We start from the raw sequence: 15,458 nt of genomic DNA, 5'->3' as shown, positions 1-15,458 counted from the left end.
GATTTATCGTCACTTCGAGTTGCGTAACGAAGTGAAGTGTATCGAGAAGTTTTTGATAAGTTCTCGACAAAGCCTGTCTTGAGCTTGTAGAAAGGCTCGAACTGACGATGAATTTATAAATTGTTTTATGACATCAAGCGAAGTCGAGATGTGAATTTATTGACTTACAGAGTCAATATAGCGCAATAGTTCTTCAGTATCTAAATCACTCAAAGTGTGATTCCATTCGCCTACAATAATTTTGTTTAATTCAAATAAACGTTCGTAGGTGTAGTTGTAATCTAAAACTTCATCGTTTTTTCCTAAAAGAATCAATCCGTTGGCTAAATCAGTCGGTGGATTTTTCAATTGATTTGCCAGCAACATTGGGAAAAGATAATTATCTGTTTTTCGTTGTTCGATATTCAACAACGGATTTATCAATACAAACGAAATCTTTTTATCTGCAAATTGTTCTAAAAGTTGATAGGTGAAATTTCCCCCTGTTGACGATCCAATCAAACAAACCGGTTCGTTCCAATTAATTTGGTTAACAAGTTGCGATGTAAGCTGTTGCAAAATATCCGACTGCTTTTCGTTCCATTCCAATGCAATTGCTCTTGCATTATTTGCCCATGCATGTGCCTGAATTTTTTTGAACTTGATGCTGTTTGCGCCTGTGGTACCAAAACCGTGAATGTAAACGTACTGCATTATTTCTGTGTGAATAATTTTATGGTGTAATCAATTAAGTCGCTGTTTCCAACGGCACCATGCCCTGGAATCACAATTTGAACATCTGTGATCGTGCTTTTTAATTGGATTGCTGTTGCTGCCCAAGCGGCTTCATTGGCATCGGCTAAATTTCCTTTTGTAGCGTTTAGTTCCTTTATCAAACATCCGCCAAACAGCGCTTTTTCATGTGGATAATAAGCTACAATATTGTCTTTTGTATGGCCTTCACCAAAAAAATAAAGTGTTACAAAGTGCTTTCCGACTGCTATTTTTTCTTGATTGGTAAACGATTTTAAAGGAACAGGAAGTTGTTTTTCTTTTGCAATTTCGATTGTTTTTTCGTTTCCGATTGATGCAATTTTGTGTTTATGAAATGCATGTAATCCACCCAAACAATCATCGTGAAAATGCGTGGGAACAATTGCATTGATTTTACTTTTTAAGTTGTGCTGAATCCATTGAATCAATTCTTCTGAAATTTCACCGTTTACAGGTGTATCAATAACCACCGTTTCGTTATTATTGTGAACAATCATTCCGTTGCAGGGAACATTGCCAAAACGTTCGGTTTGCAAAAACGAAGTGTGCTGATACACATTTGGAGAAACTTGCGTAATGACTAATGTTTCGGACTGATAAACGGTTTTGTTTTCTGATTTTTTCTTCTGCGTAGAACAACTTAAAGTTATTATCGAAATCACAGAAAGCAGAAATAGTTGAATGATTTTCATGGAATGTAGATTTCATTCAAAAGTACAAAATAAAAAATCCGTTTTTAAATCTTAAAACGGATTTTCATGCTTTATATTTTCATTATTTTGTTGTTTACGCCTGCTACCGAAGTTTTGGCTTTGCCATCTGCTGCCGATGATTTTTTGTAGTTTACTTTATTACCCGTACCTTCAATTTGTATGGTTTTCACATCGTCAACCGTTACTACGTTATCCACACCTTCAATTTTAATCAAATCACATGCGCCAATAATGGTGATTTTGTTATTGGTTCCTTCAATACGAATGGTTTCATCACCGGTTACTTCAATAGTTTTGGTTACGCCCACACCTTCAATAATAATTTCTTTTTGGTATTTTTCCGTTTTTATAGAAGGAGTGTTTGGTATCATTGCAAATGTAGTTAAGGAAGCAATTCCTAAGCCAATAATCGCAATTATTTTTAAATGCTTTTTCATAAAAAATTATTTTTATTAAAGGTACAATTTTAATGCCAATTTTTCAAATTAATAATACAAATGAAACCCTAAATTGGTGCACAAAGCGTAATGTTTCTGAAACAGTTCTTCTACAAGTTCCGTTACATCGGTAAAATGAATATGCAGCGCCAAGAAGTGATAATCGAGCAAAATACTGCTTGTGAAGTTTTGATGTTGATAACCCGAGATGGCTTTTGCACCCGTGACATCTAAAAAAAATTGAGCCGTTTCGCTGTCTAAATTTAAGATTTTAGAGTTGGCAAAATGCAGAATTTTACCTTTTAATTTTCCTTCAAAAAGTTCGGCAATTTCTTCTAAAGTATAAAGGTAATCGTTTACGATGATTTCATTTTCTGTACCACCGCAAATAAAATACAACAAATCATAATCTTTAAAATTTCGATCCTCATAAAGCAACGTGTTCAAACTTTCTTCAAAATCTTCAATAGAATCAACGGCTTTGTAAACATTTACAATGCTGTGTTGCCTTACAAGTTGTTCTAAAAGCGGAAAAATCTTGCTGTCTGCATATTCATCAACGCTTTTAACGCATTCCAAACAAAATAACTTTAGTTGTTCGTTAGATAAATACATTACTATTTTTTATCAAAGATATTGTTTCGGTTGCTTATAAAAAAGCAGCATTATTAGGCTTTTGTTTTTTAGGAATATTTAATATACTATTTAAATTTCTTTAACGTTTTTCCTAAAATTAAAATTTAACTAGAACCAATAAAAACATTTTTATAGCTATTTATTTAGCAGAAAAGCCACTCGATTTGAGTGGCTTTTTACTTATACTTTCATGATTTCTGCTTCTTTCTCAGCGTAGATTTCATCGATTTTTTTAATATACGAATCGGTTAATTTTTGAATGCGGTCTTCGGCATCTTTACAAATATCTTCAGAAGTTCCTTCTTTTTCCTGTTTCTTGATATCGGTATTGGCATCTTTACGCGCATTGCGAATGGATATTTTAGCATCTTCAGCTTCGGTTTTCGCTTGTTTAGCCAAATCTTTACGGCGTTCCTCTGTTAACGGTGGAATGTTAATAATAATCATATCGCCGTTGTTCATTGGGTTCAATCCTAAATTGGCAATCATAATTGCTTTTTCAATAGGTTGCAACATGTTTTTTTCCCAAGGTGTCACGGTCAACGTTCGTGGATCAGGCACATTGATGTTTGCTACCTGTGATAATGCTGTTGCCGATCCGTAATAATCAACAAAAACAGCACCTAACATTTGCGGGTTTGCTTTTCCGGCACGAATGTTTAACAAAGCTTTGTTTAAATGCTCAATAGAACCGTTCATTGATTCTTTTGCTTCGTCTATTATAAAATTAATTTCATCTGTCATAACTGATCTTTTTTATTAGTAAACTGTTGTGCCAATGTTTTCACCCTGACACACTTTTAATAAATTACTTTCTTTGTTCATGTCAAAAACCACAATTGGCAAATGGTTTTCTTGGCTCAATGTAAATGCGGTTGTATCCATCACATTCAATCCTTTTTCTAAAACATCGGCAAACGAAATGTTTTCGTATTTCGTTGCAGATGGATCTTTTTCCGGATCGGCAGTGTACACACCATCAACGCGAGTTCCTTTTAAAATTACATCGGCACCCACTTCAATTCCTCTTAAAACAGCAGCGGTATCGGTGGTGAAATACGGATTTCCGGTTCCTGCACCAAAAATTACAATTCTGCCTTTTTCTAAATGGCGAACCGCTCTGCGTTTAATATAAGGTTCTGCAATGGCTTCAATTTTTAATGCAGTTTGCAAACGGGTAAGCATTCCTGCATCTTCCAAAGCGCCTTGCAATGCCATTCCGTTAATTACCGTTGCCAGCATTCCCATATAATCGCCTTGTACGCGATCCATACCTTTGCTTGCTCCGGCAACACCTCTAAAAATGTTTCCTCCGCCAATTACAATGGCTACTTCCACACCTAAATTAACGATTTTTTTTATTTCTTGGGCATATTCTGCCAAGCGATTTGGGTCGATACCGTATTGGTTGTCGCCCATTAAAGCTTCACCACTTAATTTTAGAAGTATTCTTTTGTATTTCATACTGAGGAAAATTTATTTGCAAATATATTATTTTTGCTATTGTTTAAAAAAGCTTACGGCAATTTATCTTTTATTTTTCCCGCTCTATTTTATTTGGGTTCTGACGGGTATCGAAAACATCTGCAATTTTTATCAGCATTTCATCATCATCAATGGAATAAATGATTTTATAATTTGAGGATAAAATATAGTGATAGGTAATTAATCTGTTTTGTAAAGTGTGTTCTTTTTGTCCGATTTTAGGGTTGTCGATTAAAATATTTGGAGCTAAAAGTATTTGGGTTACAATATTTAATGCAACTTTATAGGTTGCTTTTTAGGTGTAATAATTGAAAATAGCATCGATTTGATTTTCCGAAAACGCACACCAAACAATTTTTATTTCACCTTTTAGTATTTTGAAAGAATTTTCGCGGTTGTTTTAAACTTGTTATTTTCAAAATCTTTTTCCGATTGTAAAATACGCTCGTTTAATTCTTCAGCAGTAAAAGGCTCAAAATCTTTGTCAGATTCCAATTGTTTCACGTTTCTTAAAAGTTTTTCAAATTCAGAAATTAATTCTTCACTTTGAAGTTTAAGAAAAGCCTGTACAAATTCTATTTTTCTTGTTTGTAAATCCATGATTTTAAAACTATTTACAATTCAAATTTACGAAAAAAAATCAGATAACTGAAAATCATTCATTTGAACAATTTAGTTAAGGTAATTTATCTTTTATTTTTTCAAAGTCTGCTTTGGCGTGTTCGTATCCGATATCAAAAATTTCATCCATACGTTTTTTTGAAGTTTCAAAGGTGCTATAGTTTGCCAGCTCATCTGCTTGGATATGCCAATCACACAGCTCGTTTTGCGGAAAAGTGTTTTGCATCATCATGATTTCAAACGCTCGTAATGCCACCGATTTTATAGAGCTGAATTTTGTGGATTGTTGCGGCAAATAGGGGTTTACGTTGCTGCCAATTAAAAAATCGCATCGCCCTTGAATGGTGTTTACCGGATAATTGTTTAAAATGCCGCCATCGCTGTAAATTTTATTGTTTACTACAACTGGTGAAAAAACACCCGGAAACGCACTTGATGCCAAAATGGCCGAAACAATTTTAGTGTTTTTATGAAAGATTTTAAGTTTTCCGCGCTCCATTTCGGTAGCAGAGATGTACAATTCCACATCTAATTCTTTTATGGTTTTGTTGCCAAATTCTTTTTCAAGGTATCTTCCAAATTGATCGGCATCTAAAAAACCTGCTTTTCTAAAAGATAAATGCGTCCAGCTGAACAAACTCACCGATTTAAAAAATGTTAAAATTTCCTTGGGTTTCATTCCGTTGGCATACAACCCGCCTACGATAGAACCTGCGCTGGTTCCCGATATAATTTCGGGGAAAATCTCCTGTTCGTTTAAAAACTGTAGTACACCGGCATGGGCAATTCCTTTGTGACCGCCGCCCGATAATGCTAAACCGAAAACGGTTGAGTTGTTATTCATTATATTTTGTAACGTTAAATCGTTATTTTTGCATAAAAATACAAATTATGCAGGCGATATACCAAAAAGCAATCGAAAATTCGATGTCTTATAACGATTATTTAAATTTGATCGATCAAAAAATTAACGAGAACAGTTCAACGGGACACGAGCAGAACGAGATGCTTACCGATTTTACAAAACTGAACCGTGCCAGAATGAAACGCTTAGATAAAACCCAGCAAATACTTCCAGAACTGGAAAACGCTACAAAGCAAATTTCTGAAAAACAGGTGTGGATCGTGCTTACAGAAAGCTGGTGTGGAGATGCTGCACAGAATGTTCCAGTATTGCAAAAGCTTGCTGAAATTAATCCGTTGATTGATTTGCGTTTGGTTTTACGTGATGATAACGATGAATTAATGAAGCAGTATTTAACCAATGGAGGAAAATCGATTCCTAAATTAATTGCTGTTTCTGCTGATCTTAATAAAGAATTGTTTACTTGGGGACCACGACCGGCCTCTGCTCAAATTGAAGTTAAACGCCTGTTAGATGAAAATGGAGGTTTTAATGATAAAGTAAAAGAAGGTGTGCAAGTTTGGTACAACAATGATAAAGGAATTTCTATGCAGAATGAACTGATGGAATTATTAAAAAACGCAGCTAATTAAGCTGCGTTTTTGTTTAACGTTTTTTATTCATTGCTTTATATCTAAAAAAAAGTATAATAAATATTACAGTTGAATAAAATATAAATTCTGGTAAATTATAATTATTAAAGAAACCTCTGAATCCATTATCACTACTTTTTCCAAAAAAATTTACAAAAGGCCAAAAATCAGATGTGTAATTATGATTTGAAGAACTATAATGTTTATTGGCTGAAGTGAATAAGTTTGTAGTCTTGTAGGTATATCCACCACCTATAAAATCACTTCCGTTTGGGGTTTTTAAAATTTGACCATTGATTTTAAAAAAGTTCACAAAAAAAGCAAAAGCATGTATTGAAAACCAGATAACTAAAAAAGTTGATTTATCTTTTAAATATTGTGTGAAGCTCATGTTTTAGCTTGTTTTAAATAATAAATTATTCTTTAATGTAGAAGTTTCTGATTTAGCTATTTGTGGATTAAACCATTTTCTTCTTCATTTCTAAAATAAGATAATTTTGTTTTATTTTAATCAAAAATATAAATATATTTCTATTAAAAAAATATTTAAAATTAAAACGCAACTAATTAAGCTGCGTTTTTGTTTATTTCAGTATAGCATTCGTCCGTCTAATTGCTTCGGCATCTTTATAATCTAACCATTCTTGGCCTTTGCGTTTCCGCATAAAGTTGTCATATAAACGGTTGAATGTTACGTTTTTTAAACCTGCAAATAAATTTTTTGGTCTGCCTGCTAATGATCGTAAACTTAACGAAAATCCTGGTGTTTGGTATTTCATGTAATGCCACCAACCTTCGGGCATGTACAACATTTCGCCGTGCTGCAATTGCGTAATGTACGGATTCACTTTTTTAAGTGCCGGAAATCGTTCAAAATCGGGATTGTCAAAATCTATTTCTTCATGACAAATCCACGAATACGGCAAGCGGTACATGTATTTTGTTTCCTTTGGATCTACTAATACACATTGTTTTTTTCCATCGAAATGAAAATGGAAAATATTAGGTAAATCAATATCATAATGCATAAAAACCTTCGCATCTTCACCACCAAAAAACACCAACGGCAAACTTTTTATTAAACGTAAGCCTAAATCGGGCCAACGCATGTCGTCTTTCATCTGCGGTGCATCTTTCATAAGATTGTATAAGAAAATGCGTAAATCGGTTGGGCCTTTCTCAAGAATGTCAATGTATTCGGCCATTGTCATTTTAAAATCGGGCTCGTTTACTTTTTTGGTATAATCGGTTTTTCTGCTGTCATAAAGCGGTACTATTTTATCGCCGGCAATTTCTCTAATAAAATCTAAATTCCATTTGGTAAATGCAGGCCAATCTTCAATTTGATTGGTAATAACAACTGGTTTTTGTTTTTTATAATAGTTCTCTATAAACTCTTTTTTCGTAAGTTTTGTTACGCGCTCAATTTCTATATAATTAAAACTCATACTCAAATTTTAGCTAAATCTTCTAAAGGTATAAAAGTAGTGAATTTAACCATTTGTTGCTTTTTATTGTACTTTTTTTTAACAATAAATCCTTAACTTTTTGGGTTAAGGATTTCGGTGCGTTATTACAACAATTGCACAGATAGTTATGTTGAAAATTGAATAAAAAACCTGTGCATTTGTATTTATTTTAAGGATTTAGTTTTCATTAAATCATCGAAAGCTTTGTTTGTAGCTTCGGTTATTTTAGCATGAATTCCGTTGCCGTAACTAACTCTGTGTACGCCTAACTCAGCAAACTCTTCGTATGTTTTTAATCCGTCTTTCATAAAAACGTTTAAGGGCAATTGCGTAGTTTGTAACACTGCTTTAATATCTTCATCGGTATTTATCAAAGGGATAAAAAATCCGTCGGCACCAGCACTCTCATAAGCTTTAATGCGTTTTAAAGTTTCGTTGATTGCATCGGGATGTTTGGTTGTGTAGGTATCGATCCGCGCATTAATGTAAATATCTTTTCCTTTTGATTGTATATGCGATTTTATGGCTTTGATCTTATCAGTTAAAATAGAAATAGCTCCTAACGATCGATCTTTTCCGTTAGTTAAACCATCTTCCAGATTGATTCCTAAAACGCCTGCATCTACCAATTTTTCAACATTTTTAGCAACCTGTTGCGGATCATCTGAATATCCGGATTCAAAATCGGCAGAAACCAACAATGATGTAGATTTCGCAATTTTTTCAACCATAAAAAACATTTCTTCAAACGGAATATTCTCGCCGTCTTCATAACCTAAAATATTTGCAATGGCGTGGCTGGATGTTCCGATTATTTGAAAACCGGCTTTTTCGGCTGCTTTACTGCTAATAGCATCCCACGTATTGGCTATTAATAAGGGTTGATTTTGGTGGTGTAACGATTTAAATTTTTCTAAACTCATAGCTTTATAATTTTCTTGTTCCTTATAAAATTACGGTTTTTTCAATCGATAAAAAAAGGAGTTTGACAAACAAAACAGTTTTTTAACTAATTGCAGTTAAATATTACTTTAAAATTTTTAATCTTATTTTTTTATCAAGACTCATTCCGCCCGGGTTGCAGCCCGGTTTTCCTTCGGGGATTTCTATGCCGCGTTTTGCAAAATGTTCCACCCAAACAGGAAAAAAGTTTTCGGACTTTGGTTCTTTGTAAGTCATTGGGTATAATTTAAAAAACGGTTTGTTGTTATTGGCGAATTTAAACGCGTCATAAATCAATTCCGAACAATAATATTTGCCGTTATTGTACAAAAAATCATCATCGTATGGAACGCCTAATTGTGCTTCGCAAAATTCGGTGGTTTTTGCAGTATAATAGCGGTATTTTTTCTTTAAACGCCCCACATAAACCGGCTTTTTTGTGTAAGCTAAAAAATCTTTAAGCGGCGTTTTTACCACGGCACTGCCAATGGCTTCGTACACATAATATTCATTTTTTGCTGTTGTAACTACCAAACCCATGTGGTTAAAATCGTTGTTTTTGTAACCGTTTGTAACTGCATTAATGGCATCGCACATACCGCCACAATTGATGTTGATAAACAACAAATCACCACTCCACAATTCGGTTTTTTGAGCGAAAATGGATATGGAAAAAAGGAAAAAAAAGATTGTGTTTCTCATAAGCAAAAAAAGAAGCTTATTCGGCTTCTTTAAAATTTGGGTTGTATATTTTTTCAAAGGCTAAAGGTTCAATGGCGTCCGCAACAGAAAAATCGCCTATTTTGGTTCTTCGCAAAGCAGTTAAATGACCGCCCGAATTTAAAGCTTTTCCAAAATCAAAAGCTAACGAACGAATATATGTTCCTTTGCTACAAACCACTCTAAAATCAATTTCGGGTAAGGCAACACGTGTGATTTCAAACTCGGTAATTTCAATTTTTCTCGATTGAATCTCCACTTCTTCGCCTGCACGAGCATGTTCGTACAAACGTTTGCCATCTTTCTTTAATGCCGAGAAAATAGGAGGGAACTGTTCAATTGTTCCAATAAACTGTTTTCTGGTTTCTTCTATTAATTCGTTTGATATATGATCAATTGGGAAATGTTGATTAATCTCGGTTTCTAAATCGTACGAAGGTGTAGTTGCACCAACGGTAATGGTTCCGGTATATTCTTTAATTTGCCCTTGCAATTCCGCAATTCGTTTAGTGAATTTTCCGGTACAGATAATCAAAAGTCCCGATGCTAAAGGATCCAGCGTGCCTGCATGACCTATTTTGAATTTTTTAGGCAGATCCACATTTTTAATCAAGGTGTATTTTATCTTATTTACTGCCTGAAAAGAACTCCATGTGAGCGGTTTATCAATCAACAAAACCTGTCCTTCTAGAAAATCTTCTTTTGTTAAATGCTGCATTATTTGGTGTAGAAATAAATTAACAATACAATACCAATAACAATTCGGTACCAACCCCAAAACTTAAAACCATATTTGGTAAGCACCGCAATAAATGTTTTCACAGCAATCAAAGCGGTGATAAATGCCACCACATTGCCTATTAAGAACAAATTAATGTGGTTTTGATCTTGCAAAATCATTTCGTAACCTTTCATTTCAGCAGCCGTTCCTTTGCCCCAAGTTTTTACAAAGATGGAATAAACCGTTACGGCCAACATGGTGGGAACAGCCAAAAAGAACGAAAATTCTGCAGCTGCTTTTCTGCTTAAACCTTGCGTCATTCCACCAATAATTGATGCTGCCGAGCGTGATGTTCCGGGCATCATTGCCAAGCATTGCCAAAAACCAATGGTGATTGCGGTTTTAAAAGTGATTTCTTTTTCGTTGTGAATTTTTGGTGATTTAAACCAGCGATCTACAAAAATCAGAACCACTCCACCTAAAACTAAAACGGTTGAAATGGCAATTTGGTTGCCCAAAACAGCTTCTATTTTTTCATCTAACAAATAACCTAATCCCAAAGCAGGAATAATTGCAAAAGCTAATTTGTAGAAAAAATTAAGGTTGCTAAAATCGAAAAATTTTCTCCAATACAGCACCACCACTGCTAAAATGGCTCCGAATTGAATCGAAACTTGAAACATTTTTAAAAATTCAGACTCTTCCATTCCTAGAAGAGCTGCGGTGAAACCCATGTGGGCGGTAGATGATATAGGCAAATATTCGGTTAATCCTTCAATAATTGCAATGATAATGGCTTGTAATAAATCCATTTAAAAGTTTTTTGATTTTTTTGATGGCTTTTTGAATATCGAATAAATACAAATTCCAAAACCAATAAATATTACGGCTGGCGCTAAATGAATTCTTCGAGAGCTAAACACCGCTTCATTAAAAACGTTGGGATCATCGCTGTTTCCTCCTGCCATTAATAAAAATCCCAATGCAATTACTGCTACACCGGCCAATAATACAATATAATTTTGTTTGCCAAATAAAAATGGTTTTTCAGTAGTATGTTCCATAAGTTATAGGTATAAATCGTCTGATTTTAAATTCAAAAAGCGTTGGGTTGCAAAGTAGGTACTGATATAGGTGATGATAATTCCTACAATAAAAACAGCGCCACAAACCAATACAATAGATTGCGCGTCGGCCATTAAACCTAAAGTTGGCAGTTTTTTATCGGCATAAGCAGTAAGGGCTAAAATACCGATAATTGCCAATACAGATCCAATCATTCCCAATTTTACGCTGGTCCAAATAAAAGGTTTACGAATGAATGCTTTTGTTGCACCCACCATTTGCATGGTTTTTATAATGAATCGTTTAGAATAAATTGATAATCGCAACGAACTGTTTATCAATAAAATAGATATAAAAGCAAATACACCACTGATTATTAACACCCAAAAACTAATCGTACGGATGTTTTTATTTACTAAATCGACCAATTGTGCATCATACACCACTTCGTCCACCAAAGGATTTTCTTTAATACCAATTTCAATGTTTTTGATAGAATCTTTTTCTACATAAGCACCATTAAAATGCAAATCAAACGAGTGTTGCAACGGATTGAATCCTAAGAATTTTACAAAATCTTCACCGATTGTTTTTTGGTGTGCATTTGCAGCAGAATCTTTATGAACAAAAGTGAGGTCTTTAATAAATTTTTGAGAATCGAGTTCTGTTTGATAGGCTGCCAATTGTTCTTCATTCACATCTTCTTTAAAATAGATAGACATGGGGATGTTTTCTTTGAAATTATTGGATATTTTTTCATAATTAATCACAAACATTCCCAGTGAACCCAACAAGAACAATACTAAAAAAATACTTAAAATAACCGAAAAATAAGACGATACTAGCCTTCTCTTTTGATATCTTTCGTACGCTGTAGCCATAAACTTTATTTTTTAATGGGTAAAGATAACAAACTATTTAAATATAAAGCTACCTAAAATTATGTTAATACCTATAAAACCATTTTTGTGAATAAAAAAATCGATGACACGCATCGATTTTAGAAGTTAAATAATTCTGTAAATTCTGTTTACCGGAATGGTAACACCTTTTTTAAGTACTAAATGTTCGGGAGTAACCGCCCAAACAGTCGTGTTGGTTACCAATTGCTCTTTGTCGTCTTCAAAGAAAATCTCAATCTTTACCTGATCGGTATTTCCCATAGCCATTGCCTTTTCCAAGTCTTGTTTGCGTTGAAAAATTTCTTGCGGATCGGTCAATACATCATTTGATGAAAAAACTAAATGTGCTATATCTTCTTTCGCTATCGATTTGAATGTTGTTGTCATAATTGTTTGTTATTTCTGTTGTTGTTTCTGTTTTATAAAAGCAAAAATATATTTTTTCTCTAAAAATAAACAAGTTTTTTTTATTAGTGTACTTTTTAGGGTGATTTTTTTTAAATATTTAATTCACTTTTAAGACTTCAAGAATATACTTTTAGGGTTGCTCAACAAAAATTTAGTTATGTTAATAAATTAAAGTAATTTTGTATCCGTTAAAAAACATCGCTTACAAATGAAATACAATCCAAACGAAATAGAAGCTAAATGGCAGCAATATTGGAGTGAAAACAATACTTTTAAAGCAAGTAATCATTCCGATAAACCAAAATATTATGTGTTAGATATGTTTCCTTATCCATCAGGTGCGGGGTTACACGTGGGGCATCCACTTGGATACATTGCCTCTGATATTTATGCACGCTACAAACGCCATCAAGGCTTCAATGTGTTGCATCCACAAGGATACGACTCGTTTGGTTTGCCGGCAGAACAATACGCCATTCAAACCGGGCAACACCCGGCGGTTACTACCGAAACAAATATTAAACGTTACCGCGAACAATTAGATAAAATTGGTTTTTCATTTGATTGGAGCCGTGAAGTGCGTACATCAAATTCGGAATATTACAAGCACACACAGCGAATTTTCATTCAGTTGTTTAATTCGTGGTACAATAAAACTACCGATAAGGCGGAAAGTATCTGCACATTGATCGATTTGTTTTCTAAAGAAGGAAATGCAAATGTAAATGCGGTGTCCGATGAAAATATCGACTTTTTTTCTGCCGATCAATGGAATACTTTTTCTAATGATGATCAGGAACGCATCTTATTGAAATATAGATTGACCTATTTGGCTGAAACCGAAGTGAACTGGTGTCCGGCATTGGGAACGGTTTTGGCGAATGATGAAATTGTAAACGGTGTTTCAGAACGTGGCGGGCATCCGGTGATTCGTAAAAAAATGACCCAGTGGAGCATGCGTATTTCTGCTTATGCAGAGCGTTTGTTACAAGGTTTAGAAACCATTGATTGGAGCGAATCGATCAAAGAAGCACAACGCAATTGGATTGGAAAATCGGTGGGTGCGTCTGTAACGTTTAAAGTTTTAAGTTCAAAGTTTGAAAGTTCTACTGATAACTTTAAACCTGAAACTTTAAACCAAGAAAACTTTATAGAGGTTTTCACAACTCGTCCTGATACTATTTTCGGAGTAAATTTCATGACGTTGGCTCCCGAACACGAATTGGTTGCAGCAATCACAACTCCTGAACAAAAAGCGGCGGTTGATGCGTATATCGAAGCAACTTCAAAACGTTCCGAACGGGAGCGTATGGCTGATGTTAAAACCATTTCGGGTGTGTTTACCGGTGCGTATGCTGAACATCCTTTTACCAAAAAACCGGTGGCAATCTGGATTGGCGATTATGTGTTGGCAGGTTACGGAACGGGTGCGGTGATGGCAGTTCCTTGTGGCGATGAGCGCGATTATGCGTTTGCAAAACACTTTGCTGGGCAAAACGGAATGCCCGAAATCATCAATATTTTTAATAAAGATATTTCTGAAGAAGCTTATACCGAAAAGAGCGGTTTTGAATTGATGAATTCCGATTTTTTAAATGGAATGGATTACAAAGCAGCGACTAAAAAAGTGATTGAAGTATTAGAAGAAATAGGGCAGGGGAAAGCCAAAGTAAATTACCGTTTGCGCGATGCTGTTTTTTCGCGTCAGCGTTATTGGGGCGAGCCTTTCCCGGTTTATTACGTGAACGGATTGCCTAAAATGATCGATCCAAAATATTTGCCGATTGAATTACCTGAAGTGGAGAAATACTTACCCACCGAAGACGGACAGCCTCCATTAGGTAACGCGACGAATTGGGCTTGGGATACCGAAAATAATAAAGTTGTAGCAACAACCAAAATCAATAATGAAACGATATTTCCTTTAGAATTAAACACTATGCCGGGTTGGGCAGGTTCTTCGTGGTATTGGTTGCGCTATATGGATGCTGATAATGATAACGAAATGGCATCGAAAGAAGCGATTGATTACTGGCAAAATGTAGATTTATACATTGGCGGAAGCGAACACGCAACCGGACATTTATTGTATGCACGTTTTTGGAATAAGTTTTTAAAAGACAGAGGCTTGGTTCCAACTGAAGAACCGTTCCAAAAATTAATCAACCAAGGAATGATTTTGGGAATGAGTGCAATTGTTTACAGAGTTTCTGGCACAAATAAATACGTTACTAAAAATCTTAAAAACGATTATGAGGTTGAAGAAATACGAGTTGATGTAAATTTAGTAAATGCTTCGGATGAAATTGATATTGAAGGATTAAGGAATTGGATTCCTGAGTTCAAAGAAGCAGAGTTTATATTAGAGAACGGAAAGTACTATGTTGGGCGTGAAGTTGAAAAAATGTCTAAGCGTTGGTACAACGTAGTAAACCCAGACGATATTTGCGAAGAATACGGTGCAGATACCTTGCGTTTGTACGAAATGTTTTTAGGTCCGTTAGAACAGTCAAAACCTTGGAATACCGCAGGAATTACAGGTGTATTTGGTTTCCTTAAAAAATTATGGCGTTTGTATGCAGACGATAACGGATTGATCGTCACCAACGACGAACCAACGGCTGAAATGTACAAATCGTTACACAAAACCATTAAAAAAGTAACCGAAGACATCGAGAACTTCTCTTTCAATACATCGGTTTCTCAGTTTATGATTTGTGTAAACGAACTGCAACAGCAAAAATGCCACCATCGAGCTATTTTAGAACCTTTGGCAATCGTGATTTCACCTTATGCACCGCACATTGCGGAAGAATTATGGAATATGTTGGGGCACACCGAATCGATTTCGCAACAAGCATTTCCTAAATTCGAAGAGAAATATTTGATAGAAAGTTCAAAAGAATATCCGGTTTCGTTCAACGGAAAAATGCGTTTTAAAATAGAATTACCTTTAGATTTAACCGCAGCACAAATCGAAGAAATCATTATGAACGATGAACGCACACAAGCGCAATTACAAGGTAAAACGCCTAAAAAAGTAATTATCGTTCCTGGGAAAATTATTAACTTAGTAGGATAATTTATTA

19 protein-coding genes are annotated in these 15,458 nt (G+C 34.7%); 2 read left to right on the top strand and 17 right to left on the bottom strand.

All coding sequences use genetic code 11. The features are described 5' to 3' along the window. Positions 1-156: 156 nt before the first annotated feature. The 8 genes from MG290_RS07515 to MG290_RS07480 form a co-directional block, all read right to left on the bottom strand. On the bottom strand, positions 157-693 hold the full coding sequence (locus MG290_RS07515) for a YqiA/YcfP family alpha/beta fold hydrolase (RefSeq protein WP_264560737.1): 537 nt from the start codon (positions 691-693) through the stop codon (positions 157-159). Next, positions 693-1,445 (bottom strand): subclass B1 metallo-beta-lactamase, encoded by a 753-nt coding sequence (bla, locus tag MG290_RS07510; RefSeq protein WP_264560736.1) that lies wholly within the window; start codon positions 1,443-1,445, stop codon positions 693-695. Before bla ends, MG290_RS07515 begins: the two co-directional genes overlap by 1 nt. 71 nt (positions 1,446-1,516) lie before the next feature. Next, a complete protein-coding gene (locus MG290_RS07505; protein WP_264560735.1) occupies positions 1,517-1,903 on the bottom strand; it encodes a DUF3060 domain-containing protein in 387 nt (128 codons plus the stop codon). A 48-nt stretch (positions 1,904-1,951) separates the two neighbouring features. Beyond that, positions 1,952-2,518 (bottom strand): DUF6642 family protein, encoded by a 567-nt coding sequence (locus tag MG290_RS07500; RefSeq protein WP_264560734.1) that lies wholly within the window; start codon positions 2,516-2,518, stop codon positions 1,952-1,954. A gap of 201 nt (positions 2,519-2,719) precedes the next feature. Then, positions 2,720-3,283 (bottom strand): ribosome recycling factor, encoded by a 564-nt coding sequence (frr, locus tag MG290_RS07495; protein ID WP_264560733.1) that lies wholly within the window; start codon positions 3,281-3,283, stop codon positions 2,720-2,722. 15 nt (positions 3,284-3,298) lie between these two features. Next, on the bottom strand, positions 3,299-4,003 hold the full coding sequence (gene pyrH / locus MG290_RS07490) for a UMP kinase (RefSeq protein ID WP_257499745.1): 705 nt from the start codon (positions 4,001-4,003) through the stop codon (positions 3,299-3,301). Positions 4,004-4,393: 390 nt separating this feature from the next. Then, entirely contained in the window at positions 4,394-4,624 is a 231-nt protein-coding gene (locus MG290_RS07485; RefSeq protein WP_264560732.1) for a hypothetical protein, read from the bottom strand. Positions 4,625-4,700: 76 nt separating this feature from the next. Further along, positions 4,701-5,489 (bottom strand): patatin-like phospholipase family protein, encoded by a 789-nt coding sequence (locus MG290_RS07480; RefSeq protein WP_264560731.1) that lies wholly within the window; start codon positions 5,487-5,489, stop codon positions 4,701-4,703. Positions 5,490-5,536: 47 nt separating this feature from the next. Between MG290_RS07480 and MG290_RS07475 the strand changes: the two genes are divergently transcribed. Continuing rightward, positions 5,537-6,142: a thioredoxin family protein gene (locus tag MG290_RS07475; RefSeq protein WP_264560730.1), complete on the top strand. Its 606-nt coding sequence runs from the start codon at positions 5,537-5,539 to the stop codon at positions 6,140-6,142. A gap of 13 nt (positions 6,143-6,155) precedes the next feature. On the opposite strand, the gene MG290_RS07470 is transcribed toward MG290_RS07475, so the two are convergent. The 9 genes from MG290_RS07470 to MG290_RS07430 all read right to left on the bottom strand — a co-directional run bounded on the left by MG290_RS07470 (position 6,156) and on the right by MG290_RS07430 (position 12,348). After that, positions 6,156-6,533 carry a hypothetical protein gene (locus tag MG290_RS07470; protein ID WP_264560729.1) on the bottom strand — a complete coding sequence of 126 codons (378 nt, stop codon included), beginning with the start codon at positions 6,531-6,533 and terminating at the stop codon, positions 6,156-6,158. Between the two features lie 193 nt (positions 6,534-6,726). Beyond that, positions 6,727-7,590, bottom strand: coding sequence for a cupin-like domain-containing protein (locus MG290_RS07465; protein ID WP_264560728.1), 864 nt, complete (start codon positions 7,588-7,590; stop codon positions 6,727-6,729). Positions 7,591-7,775: 185 nt separating this feature from the next. After that, positions 7,776-8,534, bottom strand: coding sequence for an isocitrate lyase/PEP mutase family protein (locus MG290_RS07460; protein WP_264560727.1), 759 nt, complete (start codon positions 8,532-8,534; stop codon positions 7,776-7,778). 103 nt (positions 8,535-8,637) lie between these two features. Continuing rightward, positions 8,638-9,255 (bottom strand): YiiX/YebB-like N1pC/P60 family cysteine hydrolase, encoded by a 618-nt coding sequence (locus tag MG290_RS07455; protein ID WP_264560726.1) that lies wholly within the window; start codon positions 9,253-9,255, stop codon positions 8,638-8,640. 16 nt (positions 9,256-9,271) lie between these two features. After that, positions 9,272-9,991: a tRNA pseudouridine(55) synthase TruB gene (truB, locus tag MG290_RS07450; protein ID WP_264560725.1), complete on the bottom strand. Its 720-nt coding sequence runs from the start codon at positions 9,989-9,991 to the stop codon at positions 9,272-9,274. Next, positions 9,991-10,806, bottom strand: a complete 816-nt coding sequence (locus MG290_RS07445) for an undecaprenyl-diphosphate phosphatase (RefSeq protein ID WP_264560724.1) — start codon at positions 10,804-10,806, stop codon at positions 9,991-9,993. The genes truB and MG290_RS07445 overlap by 1 nt, the downstream gene beginning before the upstream one ends. Beyond that, positions 10,807-11,058, bottom strand: a complete 252-nt coding sequence (locus MG290_RS07440) for a DUF3098 domain-containing protein (protein ID WP_264560723.1) — start codon at positions 11,056-11,058, stop codon at positions 10,807-10,809. A gap of 3 nt (positions 11,059-11,061) precedes the next feature. Continuing rightward, positions 11,062-11,940, bottom strand: coding sequence for a cell division protein FtsX (locus tag MG290_RS07435; protein ID WP_264560722.1), 879 nt, complete (start codon positions 11,938-11,940; stop codon positions 11,062-11,064). Between the two features lie 126 nt (positions 11,941-12,066). Then, positions 12,067-12,348, bottom strand: coding sequence for a hypothetical protein (locus MG290_RS07430; protein ID WP_264560721.1), 282 nt, complete (start codon positions 12,346-12,348; stop codon positions 12,067-12,069). Between the two features lie 229 nt (positions 12,349-12,577). On the opposite strand from MG290_RS07430, the gene leuS reads away from it, so the two are divergent. Continuing rightward, positions 12,578-15,451, top strand: a complete 2,874-nt coding sequence (leuS, locus tag MG290_RS07425; RefSeq protein ID WP_264560720.1) for a leucine--tRNA ligase — start codon at positions 12,578-12,580, stop codon at positions 15,449-15,451. Positions 15,452-15,458: the final 7 nt, after the last annotated feature.

The organism is Flavobacterium sp. CBA20B-1, from assembly GCF_028473145.1.
GTDB lineage: Bacteria > Bacteroidota > Bacteroidia > Flavobacteriales > Flavobacteriaceae > Flavobacterium.
This window is presented reverse-complemented; position numbering and strand designations above follow the sequence as displayed.